This window comes from Caulobacter sp. GW821-FHT11E10 (genome assembly GCF_058808375.1).
The window spans coordinates 225598-245836 of the sequence record NZ_JBXARP010000007.1; the positions used below are offsets into that span (position 1 = coordinate 225598).

The following is a 20239-nucleotide window of genomic DNA, read 5'->3' on the forward strand; positions in this document are numbered from 1 at the left end:
ACTGGAAGCCACCCCAGAGGCGCCTTCATGACCACGCCCGAGGCGCTGATCGCCTTCACTCTGGCCGCCGGCCTGCTGACCCTGACGCCGGGCCTGGACACCGCTCTCGTGATCCGCACCGCCGCCGCCGAGGGCCCGCGCCGCGCGACCGGGGCGGCGATCGGCATCGGCCTGGGCTGCCTGATCTGGGGCGCGGCGGCGTCGTTCGGGGTCGGGGCTCTGCTGACGGCGTCGGAGCTCGCCTACACGGTGCTGAAGTGGGCCGGCGCGGCCTATCTGGCCTGGACCGGGATCCGCATGATCCTCAAGCCCCGCGACCAGTTCGAGCCGGGCGAGATGAGGGCCGTCGACGCCGGACCGATCGCGGCGCTGCGGCGAGGCCTGCTGACCAACCTGCTCAATCCCAAGGTCGGGATCTTCTACGTCTCGTTCCTGCCCCAGTTCGTACCGGCCGGCGTCGACCCGGCGCGGTTCGGCCTGCTGCTGACCTCGATCCACGTGGTCGAAGGCCTGCTGTGGTTCGCCGCCCTGATCGCCGCGACCGTGCCGATCGCCGGCCTGTTGCGCCTGCCGGTGGTGGTGCGATGGCTGGACCGGATCACCGGCTGCGTCTTCGTGGCGTTCGGCCTGCGACTGGCGCTGGAGCGGCGTTGATCCGCCGGGTGACGGAGGCCAGTGGTGCGAGCGGCGCGCATCGACTATCCCCTCACGGGCGCATGACGGAGCCACGAGCCGGGTGAACAGTTTCGACGACAGGTTGGATGAAGACCTCCCGGACGATGGCGTGGAAGACGTCGCCCCGGAAGAGCTCGACGCCGGCCAGGTCCTGACCGCCGACCTGCCCGAGCACCTGGCCGGCCAGCGGCTGGACAAGGTGCTGACCCCGCTGTTCGCCGACCTGTCGCGCGCGCGCCTGCAGGCCCTGATCGGCGAGGGCCGCCTGACGTTCGCCGGCCAGCCGGTGACCGACGCCTCGCGCAAGGCCAAGGCCGGGACCTACGTCCTGGCCGTGCCGCCGCCCGCCCCGGCCGATCCCGAACCCGAGGCCATTCCGCTGTCGGTCCTCTACGAGGACGAGCACCTGATCGTCATCGACAAGGCCGCCGGCATGGCCGTGCATCCCGCGCCGGGCACGCCGAACGGCACGCTGGTCAACGCCCTGCTGCACCACTGCGGCGACAGCCTGTCGGGCGTCGGGGGCGTGGCGCGGCCGGGAATCGTCCATCGCCTCGACAAGGACACCTCCGGGGTCATGGTCGCCGCCAAGAGCGACGTGGCGCACCGAGGCCTGTCGGCCCTGTTCTCGACCCACGATATCGACCGCCTCTATATCGCCCTGACGCGCGGGGCGCCCTCGCCCGCCAACGGCACGATCCAGACGCGCCTGGGTCGCTCGCTCAGCGATCGCAAGAAGATGGCGGTGCTGAAGACCGGCGGCCGCGAGGCGATCACCCACTACCGGGTCGAGGCCTTGTTTGGACCGCAAGAGCGGCCGCTGGCCGCTCGGGTGGCTTGCACGCTCGAGACCGGCCGGACCCACCAGATCCGCGTCCACATGGCCAGCAAGGGCAGCCCGTGCCTGAGCGATCCGGTTTATGGCGCCAGCCAGCCCGCGACCGTGGTCCGCGAACAGATCGCGGCCGCCGGCCTCAAGCGCCAGGCGCTGCACGCCGCGGTGCTGGGCTTCGTCCATCCGGTGACCGGCCAGACCCTGCGCTTCGAAACCCCGCTGCCCGCCGACATGGCGGCGCTGGAAGCAGCCCTGCTGACGCTTTGACCCCGGAACGGGTCAAGCTTGCGCCCAAGCAACAAAAGCGCCCTAATTGTGCTGGCTTGGCGCTCTAGGTTTTCCGCCGTGTCATCCCGGAGCGTACCCATGCGGCCTTTTCTCGCGATCCTCGCCCTCGCCGCCACCTTCGCCGCTCCCGCGTTCGCGGCCTCCGTCGCCGAGATGGAAGGCGACGACGAAGTCATCGCCACCGCCCAGGCCAAGCCGTCCGCCCAGGCCCTGACCGCCGTCGCGACCCAGACTCCCGCTCCGACCGGCGCGACGCCCATGCGTCCGATGACCACCCAGGAACAGATCGCCGCCTTCATCGCCGCCAACCCCGCTCCCCAGCTCGACGAGGGCCGGCGCGGCCTGGTCCCGGCCGGTGCGGACGAGGACGGCAAGCGCAAGGTCCATGGTTCGATGGGCGTCTCGGTCGGCACCGGCGGCTATCGCAGCGTCTACGCCTCGGCCCTGTTCCCGGTGGGCGAGACCACCACGGTGGGGGTCGCCGTCTCCAAGACCAACTACGGCAAGCATGGCGGCGGCTTCTATGCCGATCCCTACTATGATGGCCCAAGCTATGGGTATGGCTACGGTTATGGTTACGGCCCGGGCTATGGTTACGGGCCAGGCTATGGCCGGATGCGCGGCGGAGACCGGCAATCGGTCGCCCTGTCGGTGATGACCGGCGACCGCCAGCGCGCCGACACCCCCGACGGCTGCGCCCCCGGATTCCGCGCGGACGGCCGTTATGTCGAGCCGCTGTGGGTCGAGGGCATGCGCGACGGCGCCCATCCTTGCTCGGCCGCCGCGCCTTCGCGATAAAGCCTCGCCAATTCGTCGCATGCGGTAGCGCTGTTCGCGGATGTTTAACGGCTTGGCCGGCATGTTGCCGCGCGTCGGGCGTCTGAGGCTTATTAATGCAGCCGGAAATCACTGCTTATCGCCATCCCGCGACCGGGACGGTGACCTACCTGATCGTCGATCCGGCCACGTTCCTCTGCGCCATCGTCGACCCCGTGCTGGACTTCGATCCGGCCAGCGAAGCCGTCGACACCAGCTTCGTCGACAAGATCATCGCCGACATCCGCGCCAAGGACCTGGGCCCGACCTGGATCCTGGAAACCGGCCTGCACGCCGGCCACATGTCGGCCGCCGGCCACCTGAAATACGAGACCGGCGCTTCGATCTGCATCGGCGCCCGCGTCGTCGAGAGCCTCAAGCGCCTGGCCCCCAAGTTCGGGGAGACCATGGTCGATCTGGACGGCTGGGACTTCGACAAGCTGGCCAAGGACGGCGAGAGCCTGCCGATGGGCGGCCTCAAGATCACCACCATCGCCCTCACCGGCCGGCTTCCCGGCGCGGTCGCCTACCGTCTGGGCGACGTCGTCTTCACCGGCGACCTGATGCTTTCGCCCGCCGAGGGCGCGGGGCGTTGCGACGTCCCCGGCGCCGATCCCGGCAAGGCCTGGGACGACGCCCGCAAGGTCCTGAAGCTGCCCCCCAAGACCCGCGTCCTGCCGGGCCTCTGCGCGGGCGAGGTCAGCGAATCGACCGTGGCCGAGGAGAAGGCCGCCAATATCCAGCTGAACGACAAGATCGACCGGCTGGACTTCATCGCCCTGCGCACCGCCGCCGATGCGATCCTGCCCGACCCGGTGCTGGCCTCGGCCGCCCTGCGCGTGGCCATTCGTTCCGGCAAGCTGCCGTCCCCGCCCGAGAGCGGTCCGCGCTTCCCGGCCGTGAACCTCGACACGCTCTAGGCGTCAGATCCGTTCTTTTTGAAAACTGACTTGCACGCGCGACGCTCGACGCGCATATGGTTCGCGCGCGAAGCATGTGGAGAGTGACGCATGGCCCAGGATTTCAGCGCCGGCCTGACGGCGGGCCAGGCGGGCTTCCTGCCCGATCTGCTGGGCCTGCAATGGCTGGAGGCGACCCCCGGCCTGGTGCGGGGCCGCTTCGACGTCGACAAGCGCCACATGGCCCCCAACGGCTTCCTGCACGCCGCAAGCATCATCGCCCTGGCCGACTCCGCCGCCGGCTACGGCTGCATGGTCTCGCTGCCAGAGGGCGCGACCGGTTTCACCACCATCGAGCTTAAGTCGAACTTCCTGGGCACCGCCCTCGAGGGCGGGGTGGCGGTCGAGGCCAAGCTGATCCACGGCGGCCGCAACACCCAGGTCTGGGACGCCGTCGTCACCAATGAAACCACCGGAAAGACCATGGCGCTTTTCCGCTGCACCCAGATGATCCTGCGACCAAAAGCCTGAGGGCGAAAAACCACGAAGAAAGCGTCCCTGGGGGGCTTGCGTCCCGACAACGACGCCGCTAGGTATCGCGCCCTCGACCTCGGGCGGCCTAAAAGCCACCCGGAACGGCGGCCTGGAGAGGTGGCAGAGTGGTCGAATGTACCGCACTCGAAATGCGGCGTGCCTGGAAGGGCACCGTGGGTTCGAATCCCACCCTCTCCGCCACCACCCGCCAAGCTATTGCTTAAGCGGAAAACCTTGGAAAATTAGGCACTTGTCGCGTTCGGATGTTACATCCGCAACGATGGGCGAACCCGTGCGGACTTAAGTTGCAAATGGGTGCGCCTTGGGCTGCAACGACACCCCGCCTGGCGGCCCAGGAGGGACTCGAACCCCCGACCTTCGCTTTAGGAAAGCGCTGCTCTATCCTGCTGAGCTACTGGGCCGCGGCGCGCGCGGGACTGGGTGAATAGCGCAAGATCGCGGGGATGCGAACCCCGCCGTCGTGCGTCAGGCGAAGCTGGGGGGCGAACGCGTTGCGGCATCTGAAATCGGTCTATGTCCAGGTCCTGATCGCCATCGCGCTGGGGATCCTGGTCGGCGCCCTGTGGCCCAAGGTCGGGGTGGCGGTGAAGCCGCTCGGCGACGGCTTCATCAAGCTGATCAAGCTGGTGATCGCGCCGGTGATCTTCTGCACCGTGGCCGGGGGCATCGCCCGGATGGGCGACATCAAGGCGTTCGGGCGGGTGGGCGTCAAAGCCCTGATCTATTTCGAGGTGGTCTCGACCCTGGCCCTGGTGCTGGGCCTGGTGGTCGGGCGGATCGTCCAACCGGGCGCGGGCTTCAACATCGATCCCAAGACGCTCGATCCGTCGATCGCCGCCGGCTATGTCGCCAAGGCCCAGCATGGCGAGGGCCTGGTCGCCTATCTGCTGCACCTGATCCCCGACACCTTCTTCAGCGCCTTCTCCGAGGGCAACCTGCTGCAGGTGCTGCTGATCGCCATACTGACCGGGTTCGCCTGCACGCGGCTGGGCGACTTCGGCGACAAGGTCGCCAACGTGCTGGAGGACGCCGCCAAGCTGTTCTTCGGGATCATCCACATCGTGGTCCGCCTGGCCCCGGTCGGCGCCTTTGGGGCCATGGGCTTCACGATCGGCAAGTACGGGATCGGCGCCCTGATGCAGCTGGGCGCCCTGGTGGCGACCTTCTACGTCACCGCGCTGCTGTTCGTGCTGGTGGTGCTGGGGGCGATCGCCTGGGCCAGCGGTTTCTCGATCCTGCGCTTCCTGGCCTACATCCGCGAGGAGCTGCTGATCGTGCTGGGCACCAGCTCGTCGGAGTCGGTCCTGCCCCAGATGATGGAGAAGCTGGAGAACGCCGGGGCTCGCCGCTCGGTGGTCGGGCTGGTCATCCCGACCGGCTACAGCTTCAATCTCGACGGCACCAACATCTACATGACCCTGGCGACCCTGTTCCTGGCCCAGGCGACCAATACGCCCATCAGCCTTGGCCAGGAGCTGGCCCTGTTGGGCGTCGCCATGCTGACCTCGAAGGGGGCTTCCGGCGTCACCGGGGCGGGCTTCATCACCCTGGCCGCGACCCTGGCGATCGTGCCGGATATCCCGATCGCGGCCTTGGCCGTCCTGGTCGGCGTCGATCGCTTCATGAGCGAATGCCGGGCCCTGACCAACCTCGTCGGCAACGGGGTGGCCACCCTGGTCGTCGCGCGCTGGGAAGGCGCCCTGGACCGCGACCGTTTGACGCGTGTCCTGCGCGGCGAACTCCCCGCGGCCGAGCCGAGCGCGGCCTGACAACAGGGGCGCACAGCCCCTTCTGATTAACCCTAATGCGTTGAGAATCCAGCGTTATTGGAACAATTTTCGCCGTCAGTCGCTTTCCCGACGGAAGGCACAGTCGGCGTACAACCCTCACGCATGTGCAATCACGCGCATGGCTCTCATGGCGGCTCGGCTTGTCCGGCGCCGTCCGCGTGTTAGGGTTTCAAATACAACCGACGTGCGATGTTGGACACATGTTGGATTTGCCGCTTCGAGACGACGTTACTCAGTCCGATTCGGGCCTGATGACGCTCATCGAGACGATCGAGGCGCTATCCGCGACTCGCACGATCACCGAGGTCGCCGACGTCGTCCGCACCGCGGCGCGGCGTATTTCCGGCGCGGACGGCGTGGCCTTCGTCCTGCGTGACAACGAGCAGTGCTGGTACTTCGACGAGGACGCGATCGGCCCGCTGTGGAAGGGCAAGCGCTTCCCGTTGACCGCCTGCATTTCCGGCTGGGCGATGCTGAACCGCCAGACGGTGGTGATCCCGGATATCTATCTCGACGACCGCATCCCGCACGACGCCTACCGGCCGACCTTCGTCAAAAGCCTGGTGATGACGCCGGTGCGCATGGAGGACCCGGTCGCCGCGATCGGCGCCTATTGGGCCAAGGCCCACACGCCCTCGCCCGAGATCGTGCAGAAGCTGCAGGTCATGGCCCGCGCCACGGCCTCGGCCCTGGAGAGCGGCCGCCTGCACGACAGCCTGGTCGATTCTCGCCAGCACGGGACCTTCCTGCTGCAGGAGCTGGATCACCGGGTGAAGAACACCCTGGCCATCGTCCAGTCGATCTCGCGCCAGACGCTGCGGGCCAGTCCTTCGCCCGAGGCCTTCGCCGAGGTGTTCGAGAACCGGATCCTGGCCTTGTCCCAGGTGCACGAACTGCTGACGCGCCGCGCCTGGGGTCGCGCCCAGCTGCACGAAATCCTGGCCAAGGCCCTGACGCCATTCACCGCCGACCTGGGCGACCGCTTCGACGTGGTCGGCCCGGCGGTGGCGTTCAGCGCCGAGACCTCGGTCTCGGTGCACATGACCCTGCACGAGCTGGCCGTCAACGCGGCCAAGTACGGCGCCCTGTCGACGCCGGAGGGGCGCGTGGTGATCCGCTGGACGATCGACGAAACGGCCACCCCGCCGATGCTGACCCTGACCTGGCGCGAGGTCGGCGGCCCGCCGTTGGACGGTCCTCCCCAGCACCGCGGTTTCGGCGTCCAGATGATCGAGCGCGGCATGGCCCGCGACCTCGGTGGCAAGGCCGCCCTCGACTTCACGCCGGAAGGCGTGGTCTACACGTTCCGCGCCCCCCTATCGCAGAGGATGAGTCTGGCCGCATGAAGCCCGCCAAGGTGATGATCGTCGAGGACGAGGCGCTGGTGGCCATGATGGTCGAGGACATGCTCGGCGACCTTGGATGCGAAGTGGCCGGCTCGTTCGGCGCGGTTCGCGACGCCCTGGCCTGGCTGGGTGGCGGTCACCCGGCGCCCGACGGCGCGGTGCTGGACGTCAATATCGGCGGCGAAATGGTCTTCCCCGTGGCCGAACAGCTGCGCGAACGCGGCGTGCCTTTCGTCTTCGCCACCGGCTATGGCGACCTGCCCCGCAAGGGCTTCGAGAACATCGAGGTCCTGGCCAAGCCGATCAATGTCGGGGCCCTGCGCAAGGCCGTCGGCAAGTTCCGTGGCGACAGCTGAGGCCGGCTAACCGCCCTCCCGCAGGAAGTCGATGAAGGCCCGCAGCGGCGCGGGCGCGCGACGCCGGCTGGGATAGTAGAGATAGAAGCCCCCGTAATAGGGGCACCAATCCTCAAGCACCCGCACCAGCCTGCCCTCGGCGATCAGGTCGGCGACCTGGCCTTCGAACGCGAAAGCCACCCCCATCCCGTCCAGCGCCGCCTGGATCATCAGGCCCTGGTCGCCCAGGGTCAGCGGGCCGTCGACGTCGATGTTCAGCTCGACCCCGCCCCGCTCGAACTCCCAGTGATAGAAGCGGCCGCTGGCGAAGCGGAAGCGGATGCACGGCAGGTCCTTCAACTGCTCGGGCACCGTCGGCTTGGGATGGACGTCGAAGAAGGCTGGAGCGGCGACGATGGCGGTGCGCTGGCGCGGCCCGATTGGCACGGCGATCATGTCCTGGGCGATGGTTTCGCCGAACCGCACGCCGGCGTCGCAGCCCTCGGCCACCATGTCGACCAGAGCGCCGTCGACGATGATCTCGACCTTCACCCCCGGCTGGGCGGCGATGAAGCGGGTCACGATCGGCAGCAGCACCAGTTCGGCCGCGCCGCGCGAGGCGTTGAACCGCAGCGAGCCCATCGGCTGACCCCGGAAGTTGTTGAGGTCGTCGAGCGCGTCGTCGATGTCGCGGAAGGCCGGCGACACCCGCTCGAACAACCGCTCGCCGGCCTCGGTCAGGGCGACGCTGCGGGTGGTGCGGTTGACCAGGCGCAGGTCCAGCCGCTCCTCGATGCCGCGCAGGGCGTGGCTCAGGGCCGACGGCGTGCAGCCCAGCTCGTCGGCGGCGCGCCGGAAGCTCTTGTGACGGGCGATGGCCAGGAAGCTGGCGAGGTCGGCGGGGGCGACGGGACGCATTGATGAGATGAACTCACTACCTCAACGATGACTGCGATGATTATCTCACCGACCGCTCAGGTCTAGTTGTTCCTCCGTCGCCGCGACACTCGCGGCCAACGGAAGGAAACGGACAATGCGCACCTGGTTCATCACCGGCGCCTCGCGCGGCTTCGGCGCCCTGATCGCGGAAAAGGCCCTGGCCGCCGGCGACGCCGTCGTCGCGACCGCGCGCAAGCCTCAATCGGTCATCGACCGCCTGGGCCAGCACGCCAATCTGCTGGCCGTGGCCCTGGACGTCACCGAGGAGGTCCAGGCCCACGCCGCCGCCAAGGCCGCCGTAGAGCGCTTCGGCCGCATCGACGTGCTCGTGAACAACGCCGGCTTCGGCCTGCTCGGCGCGGTCGAGGAAGCCACGGGCGCGGAGATCGAGGCCCTCTATCGCACCAACGTCTTCGGCCTGCTGGCCGTGACCCGGGCGGTGCTGCCGCACATGCGCCGCCAGCGTTCGGGCCGGATCCTGAACATGTCCTCGGTGGGCGGCCTGCGCTCGGGGCCCGGCTTCGGCGTCTACTGCTCGACCAAGTTCGCGGTCGAGGGCCTGACCGAAGCCCTGGCCGCCGAGCTGGCGCCGCTGGGCGTCTTCGCCACAGCCGTCGAGCCCGGCTATTTCCGCACCGACTTTCTGGACGCGACCTCGCTGAGCGTCAGCCCCGCCAGCATCGCCGACTACAGCGAAACCGCCGGGGCGGTCAGGGCTGACGCCGCCGCGGTCAGCCATGCCCAGCCTGGAGACCCCCGACGCCTGGCCCAGGTGCTGATCGACTTCGTCGACGCCCCGAACCCTCCGGTCCGCCTGCCGCTGGGCAGCGACACGGCCGCGGCCACCGAGGCCAAGGCGGCGGACCTGCTCGCGGTCGTCGGCGCCTGGCGCCAGGTAGCGGTCTCGACCGACTTTCCGGCTGACGAGGCGGCCTAACGCCAAACATCTCGTCATCCTGGAAGCCTCCCAGAGGCTATCCGGGACCCAGGGGCCAGCGCAGCGCGGTCGCCCCTGGGTCCTGGCTCTTCGCGATGCTTCGGCCGGGATGACGATAGGGTTGGAAGCGCTAGGCGCCCTTCACCACCCCATCCGCAGGACCAGGATCTGGTTGGTCTGGTTGACGTCATAGTTGTCGTCCGAGACCAGGACCAGCGTACGGGCGCCATCCTTCAGGCGCGGGCCCCAGGCCATGCCTTCCAGATTGTCGATCCGGATCCCCAGGCTGTCGAAGTTCAGCAGCAGGCGCTTGTCGACCGGCCGGACCCGCGTCGTCGCCAGGCTGTCGATCTTCGAGACGTCCTGAGCCTTGGTCATGTCGGCCACATAGAGGCGGATGTGATAGCCGTAGCGGCCGTCCGCGCCCTTGGCCGCCGAGCGCTCCAGCGCCAGCAGGCGATGGCCGTCCAGGGCCAGGATCTCGCTGACGCCGTTGTCGTTCACCCCCACCGGCGAGGCGGCCTGCACCGGGTCCAGCGGATAGGCGTACTGGGCCAGCGGCTTGCCCGCCCGATCCAGGCGGGTCAGCCGAACCAGCCCGCCTTGCGCCACCGACGGGACCGGGCCGTCCTGGGCCAAGGGCCATTCCATCGGTAGCCAGTAGGATCGTCCGTCGACGGACCACGCCAGGCCTTCGGTGGTGGCGTTCTTGCGCGCGCCCGTCTCGCCGCCCGCGTGGAAGGTCAGACCTCCGGGAACCACGAAGCGCTCAACGGGCGTCCCATCGCGCTTCACCCGCCGCGCTGCTGGCGGATAGCCGTGGTCGAAGTCGCCTTCCGTCACCCAGACCAGATCGTTACTCAACGGATCGAAGCGGATCGCCTCGCCGTCGGCGGCCTCGGTCCCTTCCTTGCGATCGGGGAAGGTCGCGCCGTCCTCGCGGCGGAGCGGGACCATGGTCTTCAGCACCGGCCCGCAGGGCTTGCCCGGCCGCACGTCGAGCCGCCCGAGAAAGAAATGCGATGGCCCGCGCTCGGACTTGTCGTCGCTGATGAAGGCCCAGAGACCGGTGCGTGGGTCATAGTCGATCCCGGAAATCCCGCCGTAGCCGCCGCCCTGGAAAACGATCCCCTTCGGCGTCTCGCAGGCCTTGAGCAGCGACAGGCGCTCCTTGGCCGCCGCCGGGCCCGCCAGCAGCAGGACCGCCAGCAGCAGCGCCCTCACAGCCGCAGCTCCGGCGCGGCGATCGGCGCGTCGTCCCAGCCGGCCATGGCCGCCCGCGCCTCGGCCCGCTCGACGGCGAGCGCCAGCTTGCCGCGGAACTCCTCGGGGTCGATCGAGAACGGCTGGGCCTGGGCCTCGATGCTGTGCAGCCGGGCGCGGCCGTCGGCGGGCAGGATGTAGCCGACGTCATGGCGGCGGAAGTTGCCGATCCGCGACTGCACCTCGACCAGCCAGTTCAGTGACACCACCTGGCAGCCCTGCGGCGACAGCAGCGCGTTGTGCAGGCCTGAACCAAACTCGCCGGCCACCACCCGGGCGCGCGAGAAGATCCGCGCCTGGTCCTCCCAGGGCAGGGTCTCCGGGCGCAGCAGGGTCAGGCCCAGATCCTGGGCTATGCCCTCGATCTCGGCCTCGTTCTCCATCTCGCGGAACGACTGGGGCGTGCGCACCCCGGCCCGGCTGACGAACACCTTGTCGGGCCCGCCGCCGCGCGGCGCGGCCAGGGCTTCGCGCTCCAGGCTCCAGCGCAGGAAGTCGTGGAAGTGATAGTCCTTGTGCAGCATGTGCGGCAGCAGAGCCGCCCCGATCTCCACGGCCTCGCGGCGCGGGTCGTAGGTGACGATCTCCAGCCCCGGGACGACCTGCCGGGCGATCCGCGTCATGTAGGCCGGGGCGGTGGCGGGCAGCAGCAGCGGCGCGACGATCCCCGCCGCCATCAGCGCCCGGATCAGGAAAAGCTTCGGATACATCTCGGTCAGCCAGTGACCCCAGACGTAGTTGAAGTGGGTGATGACGAAGGCGCGCGGCAGGCTCTTGCGGACCGGCGCGGTGAAGTCCCAGCCCTCGGGCGTCAGGTCGTGATCGTACCAATGCTTGATGTAGTAGGGGTACGCCCCCTCGGCATAGAGCAGCTGGCCGTCCAGCTTCAGGTGCGCGCCCAGGCCGCCGGCGACGACGCGGTGAGCGACCAGCAGGTCGATCTCCGGCGCGACCAGCCCCTCCAGGTCGTGCATGGCGTTCAGGAGCTCGCCGGCGCAGGGCCACGGCATCGGGCGCGGCGGGATCGGGCCACTGGAGCCCATCAGCCGGACGCGCGCCGTGCGATGGACGCCGCCCAGGGCCTCTTCCATCGAGACCCGATCGCTGGCCGAGATGTCGACCGAGGCGACCACCGGCCTAGAGCGCGCCGTCGAGGAAGGCCAGGAAGCCCTCCAGGTCGAGCCGCCAGCGGAACTCCGAGGCGGGACGAAGTTCGCCCTCCATCACCACCTCGGTCTCGCTGAGCGGCGAGGGCGCGAAGAAGCCGCGCCAGTCGACGCCGATCAGCAGGGCGATGTTGCGCACCCAGACGCCGATGAAGTTGCTGGGCTGGATCTCGATGACCTTCACGCCCGGCTTGCAGAATAGGATGTTGGCCAGGGCCGCGCCGGCGGGGGCGACCACGACCTCGGCGCGATGGAACAGGGCGATCTGGTCGCGGACCGACAGGATCTCGGGCCGGACGATGGTGAAGCCTCGCGCCTCCAGCGCCGCTTCCAGCTCGGCCTCGTTGACCAGCACCCGCTTCAGCGAGCCCAGGCGGGAGACGTAGAGTCTGGTCGGGGCGGCCGGATCGTCCGTGATCGCCGCGCTGGCCAGGATCCGCGCGCGCACGGCGTCCAGCGGCGGGCCGGGCTCGTGCAGGAAGTGGTCCATGGCCGTGGCGTAGACCGCCTCGCCCAGACGCGCGGCCGGAGCCTCGATCACCGTCGGCATCGGCGCTTCGCCGTCCAGCAGCAGGGCCAGAAGTTCGGCCTGCCAGGGCAGCAGCGGCGGGGCCACGGCGGGATACTGACTCAAGGCGCCCGCCTGCCTGGCGGCCCACAGCGCCGGCAGGCAGTCGATCAGGAAGTGGCCGTAATTGTGCAGGCCGCCCCAGGCCATGAACACCGTGGCGCGCGGGATGACCGGCGCGTCGGCCGGCGGCTCGAACAGGGTGACCTCGCCCTCGCGTCGCGTGTGCGGCAGGGCCGCCAGGGTCGGGGTCAGGTAGAGGGCTTCGTGGACGGCGCGCTTGAAGACCTGGCCCTGGTCGTTGAACACCGCGCCGAAGGCCGGGACGTGCCAGACGTCCTTGACCCGCACCAGGTCGACGGCGGCGCGCAGGGCGCCGTTGTCGCCGTGCGCCCAGGCCGGCGCGTCGACGCCGCCGCTCTTGCCGGCCGACACGGCCCGCGCCTCGACCTGGCCCAGGATCGATTGCTCGACCACGGTGGCGATCACGCCCGCCCCGTCGAGGTCGTCGGCCAGGGCGTCGGCGACGCGGGGCAGAACCTCCGCCTCCTCGACCACCGTCAGCGCGATCCCGGCCGGCGGCGGGGCCTCGGGGACCAGGGCCTTCAGCTTGCGCCCCACGCGGCGAACCAGGCGGGTCAGCTTGCTCACAGTTCGAAGCTCGCGCGATAGCCGGCGCGGGTGACGATGGCCGCGGTCAGCCGCTCGATCGCGTGCGCCGTCGTGCCGTCGACGCGGCCCAGCTCTGGACCGAAGCCGAGTTCGGCGTCGGACAGCTCGGTCAGCGGGGCGAAGGCTTCCGTCCGCCCCCAGAACATCGAGCCCGCCGCGAACGGCGTCTCGGGTCGCGGCTTCAGCCCCATCCGGGCCGACAGGCGCTCCACGTCCGGGCGATTGTTGTCCATGACGTCGGGATCGCCGATCCGCATCCGGGCGCCGGCCGCGGCCAGCAGGCCCAGCTTCGGGTCCTGGCCGAACGCGCGGATCGCCAGGGCCGTCGCCTCGCCGCCCAGCAGGCCGTCGACCAGCTCGGCCCGCCACTGGTCACCCTTGGCCTGGTGCGGCGAACGCTTGGAGTGCAGCTTGCAGAACACCGAATAACCCAGCACCCGCGCCCGGCGCAGGGTCTCGACGAACGGCCGGATATCACGGCCTCGGTTCTCGGCGACAGCCAGGTGGGCGGTCGGGAAGGCCGCGCGGACGCGGGCGAGATCGGCCTCGCCCCAGGTCTCCGGCACGGTGATCATCAGGTCCAGGACGTCGGACGTCGCCGCCAACCGCTCGGCGAACCAGTCGATCAGCTCCGGATAGAAGAGGTGCAGCAGCGTCACCGCCTCGGCGCGCTTGGCGAACGCGCCTTGCGCCTCGGCCACCAGCGGATGGGCGTCGGTCAGGCGCGGCAGCCAGCCGCTGAGCGCCGCCCGGGTGGCGTGCAGATAGCCATGGCCGAACCAGCGGTCGGGCTCCAGATAAGCGCCCTCCCCCCACTCGTTCCAGGCGTTGACGAAGACCAGGGCCTGGTCTCTCGGGTGCCTGGCTTCGGCATGCTTCAACGCCCCCGACAGCCAGGTCAGATAGCTTTCCGGATCGGCGTTGTGGAAGGCGTGGCCCGCCCACGGCTTGCGCGCCTGGTTGTCCCAGCCCGGCATGACGCCCGGTACGAAGGCCGCATCGACGGCCGCCAGCTCGTCCAGCTTGTGCTGAACGACGGTCGGGTAGTCGTAGACCTTGCCCGTGAAATTCGCGTGCAGCGGCGTCACCGACTTGGTGATCTCGCCCTCGACGATAGCGTGCGGCGGGAAGTCGATGATCCCGTCGAAGCCGTGGCCGGCATAGTCCTGGAAGCCGAAGGCCGTGGTGCACAGCAGGTGCAACTCACCCAGCCCCATCGCCCGGGCCCGCGCGCGCCAGCGGTCGGTGGTGGCCTTGGCGTCCGGCAGGATCTCCGGGCGGTAGAGGACCAGCACCGGCTTGCCGCCGACCTTCAGGTAGCGCGGGTCGCGGATGTAGCGGGCCATGTCCTCGAACACGGCGTGGTCATCCTCGGGCGAGTGATCCTGACCCATCAGGATGTCGCTCTCGTCGCCGTCCCAGCGCCGGGTCCAGTTCTCGTTGGCCCAGCAGAGGGCGAACGGCAGGTCCAGGCTCGGGTCGGCCAGGAACAGCTCGATCGGCTTCTCCAGCAGGCGCTTTCCGGCGAACCAATAGTAGTGGAAGCAGAAGGCGTGGACGCCCGCGCCCCTGGCCAGGTCGATCTGCTGGGCCAGCACCTCGCGCTGACGCAGGTCGTAGAAGCCCAGGTCCGCCGGCAGACGCGGCTGGTAGTGGCCCAGGAACTGCGGCTGGGCCTTGGAGACATTGGTCCACTCGGTGAAGCCCTTGCCCCACCAGGCGTCATTCTCCGGAAACGGATGAAACTGCGGCAGGTAGAAGGCCACGACCTTCGGGGCCTGCGCCGGAAGCGCGATCGGCGCGGCGATCGGCGCGGCGTAGTGCGAGCTGCGCAGGTTCTTGGACACCGCGATCGCATGGTCGTAGGTCGCGCGCACCGGCCCGACGTCGCCGCCGCCGGAGCGCGTCGTCCGCGAGCGGTCCAGCAACGCCCGGCCACGCCGCCAGGCCGCGCCGACCGGCTTGCGCAGCGGCCCCAGCATCGGCTTGAGCGCCTGGATCGCCGCGCCCTTCAGGCCGCGCGGATCCTGGCCAAGGTCGCCGATGCGGGTGACCTTGAAGTCGCCGACCGTGAACGCGCACGCGCACGCGCCCTCGGACGGGTCCAGCCGCAGGCCGGTCAACTGCCAGCTACGGGCCGGCAGCGAGGCGAACCAGCCATCCGGTCCGGCCTTCAGGCGGGTGTAGGAATCCTCGGAAAAGCCGTCGCCCCAGTCGGCATAGAGCGCCGGGCCGACCAGTTGCCCCTCGACCGCCTCGAGCTTGAGGTCGATCCGTACGGCCTTGGCCGCGCGCAGGGCCGCGCGCTCGGCGCGGGTCGGGGTCCAGAGCATCTGCGGATCGCCGCCGGCCGCCGCCAGGATCGTCCGGCCCTGGGCGTCGCCGCCCCGGAGCGTGACGTCCCGGCCGAGCTTGAAACCGGGCGGCAGGGCGCTCATGCCTTGCTCGTGAACCGCGCCATCAGACGCGCGAAGACGCCCTGGCGCCGGTTGGGGTCGCGCTTGCGGATGACCACCGCCGCCTGCCAGAAGCGGGCCGGATCGTCGACATAGCGCACCACCTCGCCGCCGTGCGGGGCGGCCTCCTTGGCCACGAACTTGGCGGTCACGGCCGTCTCGCCATAGACGTCGGGCTCGCGATAGTCGCCGCCGCCGGACGGCAGATAGGCGATGCCTTCCTGGGCGAGGTCGTCGCGCAGCTGCGGCAGACGATCCTTGTAGACCGCCAGCGCCGCCATCCAGGCGTTGGACGAGGTGGCGTCCGTGGCCTCCAGCATGTCGAGGAAGCGCGGCGGCTCGACCGTGAACACCAGCTGGCCGCCGGGCGCGAGCACCCGCAGCAGCTCGGCCAGCCAGGCGCGGAACAGGTGCGGCGGCAGATGAGTGAACACCGAATAGGCCGTGATCAGGCGGAACTGGCCGTCCTCGAACGGCAGGGCCTGGCCGTTGACGACGGTCTCGAACCGGCCCGGCAGATTGGCCCCGGCGCAGAAGGCGACCATGTCCGGATCGATGTCGACCCCGACCATGTCCGGCGCCTGGAAGTCGCGCAGGAAGAAGCGTCCGATGCGGCCCCAGCCGCAGCCGAAGTCCAGATAGCCCTGGCCGGTCGACCGCTTGTAGGCGCGGTCCTGCATGCTTTCCTGAGCGAAGGCGTAGAACGTCCCCGCCTCGTCGAGGGCGTCCTCATAGGCCGAGCCCACGAACTGGCGCTGGATCTCGGCCGACGGGAAATCGGGGAACACCAGCCCGTCCTGGGCGCGCTCGGCCACCGAACGCTTCAGGCGCTCGATCCAGGCGTCGGAGGCGACGCCCTTGAGGTCTTCATGGGCGAGACGACGAGCGGTAACGGTCATGCGGCGTGGGATTCCCGGTGGACCAGCCAGTCCTGGGTGGTGCCCAGAAACACGATGCGGCCGGCCTGGAGCTCGCACACGCGGTTACAGACGCGGCTGACGAGCTCGTGGTCGTGGGTGGCGATGACGACGATCTTGGCGTCCTCGACCATGCGGTTCATGCGCTGGCCCGCCTTCTTGACGAAGTCGGCGTCGCCGGCGCTGAGCCACTCGTCCAGCACCAGGATATCGGCCTCGAACTCGGTGGCGACGGCGAACATCAGGCGAGCCAGCATGCCGGCCGAATAGGTGCGCACGGGCAGATGCAGAAAGTCGCCCAGGCCCGAGAACTCGGCGATGGCGTCGATGCGGCTGTCGATCGTCTTGCGGGACAGGCGCCGCATCAGGCCCAGCTTGTGGATGTTGCGAAGGCCGGTGGCCTCCATGTCGATGCCGGCGTTGATGGCGATCATCGAGGTGATGTCGCCGTTGATCGACAGCTCGCCGCGCGTCGGCGAATAGATGCCGGCGATCACCTTCAGCAGGGTGGTCTTGCCCGACCCGTTGTGGCCGACGAGCGCGATCCGGTCGCCCTCGTTGATCTCGAGATTGATCTCGGACAGCGCCCGCACGGCCGCGACGTCGCCGGCGGCCTTATACATCTTGCCGCCGACCGCGAGATTGAACACGGCGCTGCGCAGCGACTGCGAGCGCAGGCTGTAGACGAAATAGTCGAGGTCGACGTTCGTCAGCTTGATCTGGTGCGTCATCGCCGTCTCCTAGAGCCAGAAGACCACGCGCTTGCGGAACATGGCCAGCAGCGCGAGTGCGATTATTGCCAAGACGCCGGTCGTTCCCAGCGTCCACAACCAGTCGATCGCGGCGGGAGCATGACCGGTCAGCGCGGCGCGGAGCAGCTCGACTTGGTGGGCCAGCGGGTTCAGCTCGACCACCCAGCGGTGCTTGGCGCTGACATTGGCCGTCACCCAGAACACGGGCGTCACGTAGAACAGCAGTTGGACGACATAGCTCATCATGTAGGCCACATCGCGGAAGCGGGTCGACGGAATGGCGATGATGAAGCCCTGGAAGCACACGATCAGCAAAACCAGCGCCACCGCCGGGATCAGGGTCCAGTGCGGCACGGCGAACTTGCCGATGAGCAGCATCGTCGCCCAGAAGGCGATCATCTGGAACAGGAAGTTGGTCGCGGCCTTCTGGGCGTGCAGGAACACATAGAAGGTCAGCGGCAGGCGTTGGCTCTGCATCAGGCCGGCATTGTAGAGGAAGATCGCCTGGGCGTCGGCGATCGTGGTCCCGACCAGCGACCAGGCCAGCAGGCCCGCCACCACCTGCGGAAAGGTGCCCATCAGGTTCACGCCCATCAGGGCGCTGACCAGGAAGGCCAGGGCGAAGGCGACGACCAGCAGGTTGCAGGCCATCCAGAAGGGGCCGAGGATCGACCGCTGGAAGCGCGAGGCTGTCTGGTCCAGGCCGAGCCGCCACCACAGGGGCGCGAGACGGATGGCGTCTCCCACGTCCTTGAGCGCCGCCTTCAGGGAACTCGGCATCCGCAACCTTCCAAAGCGCCCAGGGGCGATCACAAGGCGCCTGCTTACAGAGCCCTGGGCCGCGCGACAATGCTTTGGAGGGTGGCCGAGCACGGGTCTTTCAACCCGCGCCCGGAGTGTTGCGTAAAAACTTTAGTTCAGAGCCGCTTCTAGTCGAGGACCTTGAAGCGGACGGCGGTCCCGCCGCCGGGCGCCATGTCGAAGTCCAGGCTGTCCTTGGCGGTGACGACCTTCTTCTCGACCGTCAGAGCGCCGGGATTGTTGCGATAGTCGGCCCAGGGCCCGTCGCGATAGATCTGGGCCTCATAGCGCTTGCCCGGGGCCAGGAAGTCCAGCTTTTGGGCGAGCTTGCGCGGTTGCTCGTCGGTGAGCGCGCCCAGGAACCAGTCCTTGCCGCCGCGCGGCTGGCGGGCGACGAGGATGTAGTCGCCGACCTCGCCCTGCAGGGTCTTGGAGACCTCCCAGTCGGTCGGCACGTCGCGGATGAACTGGAAGGCGTCGGGACGCGCCTCGTAGTTCTCAGGCAGGTCGGCCGCCATGTGGACCGGGCTGTAGAGCACGACATACAGCGCCAGCTGCACGGCGATGGTCGACTGGCCGCGGCGGGTCAGCTCGTCCTTGCCGTGGACGACGTCCATGATGCCCGGCGTGAAGTCCATCGGCCCCGCCAGCATGCGGGTGAACGGCAGGATCACCGTGTGCTCGGGCGGGTTGGTCGGATTGCCCCAGGCGTTGAACTCCTGCCCCCGCGCGCCCTCGCGGCTCAGCATGTTGGGCCAGGTGCGGCGCAGGCCGGTGTCCTTGACCGGCTCGTGGGCGTCGATCGAGATTTTGTGGCGGGCCGCCACCTCGGCGACGCGCAGGTTATGGCGGACCATGTACTGGCCGGCGAACCACTGCGGCTGGCCGTCCTGGTCGAGGATCGTGCCGCTGTGGCGGACATAGCCGGTCTTGACCTGCGAGACGCCGACGCTCTCGTAGAGCTTCATGGCGTCCTCCAGCTGGGCCTCGTAGTTGGGCACGGCCCCGGCGGTCTCGTTGTGGCCGATCAGCTTGACGCCCTTGGCCTTGCCGTAGTCGGTGACCGCCTTGAGGTCGAAGTCGGGATAGGCCTCCGTGAAGCTGAACTTGTCGCCGTTGGCGATCCAGTCGCCGTCCCAGCCCTTGTTCCAGCCCTCGACCAGCACGCCGTCGAAGCCGTACTTGGCGGCGAAATCGATGTAGCGCTTGGTGTTGGCGGTCGTCGCGCCGTGGATCTGGCCGCTGCCCCAGGTCGAGCGGTTCAGGTGCATCTCCCACCAGATGCCGACATATTTGCCAGGCTGAATCCAGGAGGTGTCGGCCAGCTTGCTGGGTTCGTTGAGGTTCAGCTCGATGCGGCTGTCGGCCAGCGCGCCGGCGGTCTCGCCGATCAGCACGGTGCGCCAGGGGGTGGTGAAGGCGCCCGTCTTCCTGGCCAGGGTCCCGTCGGCCCACGGCATCAGCCGGGCCTTGTAGGTCCCGGCCCCGTCGCCCGCGAGCAGCATCGACGGGAAGTCGACCAGGGCCGCCTCGTGGATGGCGAGGTGCAGCCCGCCCTTTTCGCGGAACGTCAGCGGGGTCTCGGCCAGGGTGATGCGGCGCGCGTCGGTCTGCTTGTAGAGGTACTCGTCGCGCTCCTGACCCAGGGCTTCGTACCACCAGGCGTCATAGGCCCCGACGGGCTTGAATTCGGTGCGGTCGTCGGTGACCGCCACGGCCTGGCCGGCCGGGATCGAGGCGTAGGCGTAGCGGAAGCCCAGACCGTCATCGAACAGGCGGAAGGTGACGTTGAAACTCTTGTTCAGCGGCGTGTCGCCGGCCAGCGAGACGGTCAGTTCAGAATGGTCGTCGCGGATGACCCGCTGCTCGCCCCAGGGCTGCTCCCAGGTCGTATCCGAAGCCGAACGCTTGGCGGCCGTGATCCCGGTGATCCGCGCCTGGGGCTCACCGGCGAACGAAAGGCCCATGGTCGCGGCCGCCAGCACCGGTTTGCCGCTCCGGCTCACCTCGTAAAAGGCCTGACCGTCACGGGTGAAGACGCACACCTCGATCACCTTGCCCGGCGACTGGGCGCACTCGCGTTCCGCGGCCTGAGCGATCGCCGGCGAGGCCAGGACGGCCAACAGGGCGAGGGTTCGGAAGCTCATCGAACGGTCTCTTTCGAAAAGGGCGCCCCGGCCCCGCAGGATGGGGAGCCGGAGACGCAGGGGGGAGGACTTGGATCAGCCC

The 20239-nt window shown here is 69.0% G+C and carries 18 protein-coding genes, 2 tRNA genes and 1 pseudogene; 10 read left to right on the top strand and 11 right to left on the bottom strand.

All coding sequences use genetic code 11. The annotated features are described in order from the left end of the window. The first annotated feature begins 27 nt into the window (after positions 1-27). From AC1RRV_RS16610 to AC1RRV_RS16635, 6 genes are all read left to right on the top strand, one after another. Entirely contained in the window at positions 28-654 is a 627-nt protein-coding gene (locus tag AC1RRV_RS16610; RefSeq protein WP_492860756.1) for a LysE family translocator, read from the top strand. An 82-nt stretch (positions 655-736) separates the two neighbouring features. Then, a complete protein-coding gene (locus AC1RRV_RS16615; protein WP_492860757.1) occupies positions 737-1777 on the top strand; it encodes an RluA family pseudouridine synthase in 1041 nt (346 codons plus the stop codon). 99 nt (positions 1778-1876) lie between these two features. Beyond that, the gene (locus AC1RRV_RS16620; protein WP_492860758.1) at positions 1877-2596 is read left to right on the top strand and encodes a hypothetical protein; all 720 of its coding nucleotides are present in this window, start codon (positions 1877-1879) and stop codon (positions 2594-2596) included. A 95-nt stretch (positions 2597-2691) separates the two neighbouring features. Then, on the top strand, positions 2692-3534 hold the full coding sequence (locus AC1RRV_RS16625) for an MBL fold metallo-hydrolase (RefSeq protein ID WP_492860759.1): 843 nt from the start codon (positions 2692-2694) through the stop codon (positions 3532-3534). Positions 3535-3624: 90 nt separating this feature from the next. Beyond that, positions 3625-4044: a PaaI family thioesterase gene (locus tag AC1RRV_RS16630; RefSeq protein WP_492860760.1), complete on the top strand. Its 420-nt coding sequence runs from the start codon at positions 3625-3627 to the stop codon at positions 4042-4044. A 114-nt stretch (positions 4045-4158) separates the two neighbouring features. Further along, positions 4159-4248 (top strand) — tRNA-Ser (locus AC1RRV_RS16635). A 144-nt stretch (positions 4249-4392) separates the two neighbouring features. Here AC1RRV_RS16635 and AC1RRV_RS16640 read toward each other — a convergent pair. Further along, a tRNA-Arg gene (locus tag AC1RRV_RS16640) sits at positions 4393-4469 on the bottom strand. 99 nt (positions 4470-4568) lie between these two features. On the opposite strand from AC1RRV_RS16640, the gene AC1RRV_RS16645 reads away from it, so the two are divergent. From AC1RRV_RS16645 to AC1RRV_RS16655, 3 genes are all read left to right on the top strand, one after another. After that, a complete protein-coding gene (locus tag AC1RRV_RS16645; protein ID WP_492860852.1) occupies positions 4569-5837 on the top strand; it encodes a dicarboxylate/amino acid:cation symporter in 1269 nt (422 codons plus the stop codon). 272 nt (positions 5838-6109) lie between these two features. Next, the gene (locus AC1RRV_RS16650) at positions 6110-7204 is read left to right on the top strand and encodes a sensor histidine kinase (protein ID WP_492860761.1); all 1095 of its coding nucleotides are present in this window, start codon (positions 6110-6112) and stop codon (positions 7202-7204) included. Continuing rightward, the gene (locus tag AC1RRV_RS16655; protein WP_492860762.1) at positions 7201-7560 is read left to right on the top strand and encodes a response regulator; all 360 of its coding nucleotides are present in this window, start codon (positions 7201-7203) and stop codon (positions 7558-7560) included. The genes AC1RRV_RS16650 and AC1RRV_RS16655 overlap by 4 nt, the downstream gene beginning before the upstream one ends. A gap of 6 nt (positions 7561-7566) precedes the next feature. On the opposite strand, the gene AC1RRV_RS16660 is transcribed toward AC1RRV_RS16655, so the two are convergent. Beyond that, on the bottom strand, positions 7567-8457 hold the full coding sequence (locus AC1RRV_RS16660; RefSeq protein ID WP_492860763.1) for a LysR family transcriptional regulator: 891 nt from the start codon (positions 8455-8457) through the stop codon (positions 7567-7569). Between the two features lie 115 nt (positions 8458-8572). On the opposite strand from AC1RRV_RS16660, the gene AC1RRV_RS16665 reads away from it, so the two are divergent. Continuing rightward, positions 8573-9415 carry an oxidoreductase gene (locus tag AC1RRV_RS16665; RefSeq protein WP_492860764.1) on the top strand — a complete coding sequence of 281 codons (843 nt, stop codon included), beginning with the start codon at positions 8573-8575 and terminating at the stop codon, positions 9413-9415. Between the two features lie 40 nt (positions 9416-9455). Here AC1RRV_RS16665 and AC1RRV_RS16670 read toward each other — a convergent pair. The 9 genes and pseudogenes from AC1RRV_RS16670 to AC1RRV_RS16710 all read right to left on the bottom strand — a co-directional run. Beyond that, positions 9456-9527 (bottom strand): annotated as a pseudogene (locus tag AC1RRV_RS16670) (hypothetical protein); the annotation flags it as partial. Positions 9528-9556: 29 nt separating this feature from the next. Continuing rightward, positions 9557-10639 (bottom strand): esterase-like activity of phytase family protein, encoded by a 1083-nt coding sequence (locus AC1RRV_RS16675; RefSeq protein ID WP_492860765.1) that lies wholly within the window; start codon positions 10637-10639, stop codon positions 9557-9559. Continuing rightward, positions 10636-11811, bottom strand: coding sequence for a glycosyltransferase family 61 protein (locus tag AC1RRV_RS16680; protein WP_492860766.1), 1176 nt, complete (start codon positions 11809-11811; stop codon positions 10636-10638). Before AC1RRV_RS16680 ends, AC1RRV_RS16675 begins: the two co-directional genes overlap by 4 nt. A 4-nt stretch (positions 11812-11815) precedes the next feature. After that, positions 11816-13063 (bottom strand): glycosyltransferase family 61 protein, encoded by a 1248-nt coding sequence (locus AC1RRV_RS16685; RefSeq protein ID WP_492860767.1) that lies wholly within the window; start codon positions 13061-13063, stop codon positions 11816-11818. Beyond that, positions 13060-15522 (bottom strand): glycoside hydrolase family 99-like domain-containing protein, encoded by a 2463-nt coding sequence (locus AC1RRV_RS16690; RefSeq protein WP_492860768.1) that lies wholly within the window; start codon positions 15520-15522, stop codon positions 13060-13062. Before AC1RRV_RS16690 ends, AC1RRV_RS16685 begins: the two co-directional genes overlap by 4 nt. Then, positions 15519-16439, bottom strand: a complete 921-nt coding sequence (locus AC1RRV_RS16695; protein ID WP_492860769.1) for a class I SAM-dependent methyltransferase — start codon at positions 16437-16439, stop codon at positions 15519-15521. Before AC1RRV_RS16695 ends, AC1RRV_RS16690 begins: the two co-directional genes overlap by 4 nt. After that, on the bottom strand, positions 16436-17188 hold the full coding sequence (locus AC1RRV_RS16700) for an ABC transporter ATP-binding protein (RefSeq protein WP_492860770.1): 753 nt from the start codon (positions 17186-17188) through the stop codon (positions 16436-16438). Before AC1RRV_RS16700 ends, AC1RRV_RS16695 begins: the two co-directional genes overlap by 4 nt. Positions 17189-17197: 9 nt before the next feature. Beyond that, entirely contained in the window at positions 17198-17989 is a 792-nt protein-coding gene (locus AC1RRV_RS16705; RefSeq protein WP_492860771.1) for an ABC transporter permease, read from the bottom strand. A 149-nt stretch (positions 17990-18138) separates the two neighbouring features. Next, positions 18139-20157, bottom strand: coding sequence for a glycoside hydrolase family 97 protein (locus AC1RRV_RS16710; RefSeq protein ID WP_492860772.1), 2019 nt, complete (start codon positions 20155-20157; stop codon positions 18139-18141). Positions 20158-20239 lie beyond the last annotated feature (82 nt).

Excerpts from the sequence above, each read along its gene's own strand:
- AC1RRV_RS16610 (WP_492860756.1), top strand. The coding sequence starts at position 28 with ATGACCACGCCCGAGGCGCTGATCGCCTTCACTCTGGCCGCCGGCCTG.
- AC1RRV_RS16620 (WP_492860758.1), top strand. The coding sequence starts at position 1,877 with ATGCGGCCTTTTCTCGCGATCCTCGCCCTCGCCGCCACCTTCGCCGCT.
- AC1RRV_RS16625 (WP_492860759.1), top strand. The coding sequence starts at position 2,692 with ATGCAGCCGGAAATCACTGCTTATCGCCATCCCGCGACCGGGACGGTG.
- AC1RRV_RS16630 (WP_492860760.1), top strand. The coding sequence starts at position 3,625 with ATGGCCCAGGATTTCAGCGCCGGCCTGACGGCGGGCCAGGCGGGCTTC.
- AC1RRV_RS16650 (WP_492860761.1), top strand. The coding sequence starts at position 6,110 with ATGACGCTCATCGAGACGATCGAGGCGCTATCCGCGACTCGCACGATC.
- AC1RRV_RS16655 (WP_492860762.1), top strand. The coding sequence starts at position 7,201 with ATGAAGCCCGCCAAGGTGATGATCGTCGAGGACGAGGCGCTGGTGGCC.
- AC1RRV_RS16660 (WP_492860763.1), bottom strand. The coding sequence starts at position 8,457 with ATGCGTCCCGTCGCCCCCGCCGACCTCGCCAGCTTCCTGGCCATCGCC.
- AC1RRV_RS16665 (WP_492860764.1), top strand. The coding sequence starts at position 8,573 with ATGCGCACCTGGTTCATCACCGGCGCCTCGCGCGGCTTCGGCGCCCTG.
- AC1RRV_RS16690 (WP_492860768.1), bottom strand. The coding sequence starts at position 15,522 with ATGAGCGCCCTGCCGCCCGGTTTCAAGCTCGGCCGGGACGTCACGCTC.
- AC1RRV_RS16695 (WP_492860769.1), bottom strand. The coding sequence starts at position 16,439 with ATGACCGTTACCGCTCGTCGTCTCGCCCATGAAGACCTCAAGGGCGTC.
- AC1RRV_RS16700 (WP_492860770.1), bottom strand. The coding sequence starts at position 17,188 with ATGACGCACCAGATCAAGCTGACGAACGTCGACCTCGACTATTTCGTC.
- AC1RRV_RS16705 (WP_492860771.1), bottom strand. The coding sequence starts at position 17,989 with ATGCCGAGTTCCCTGAAGGCGGCGCTCAAGGACGTGGGAGACGCCATC.
- AC1RRV_RS16710 (WP_492860772.1), bottom strand. The coding sequence starts at position 20,157 with ATGAGCTTCCGAACCCTCGCCCTGTTGGCCGTCCTGGCCTCGCCGGCG.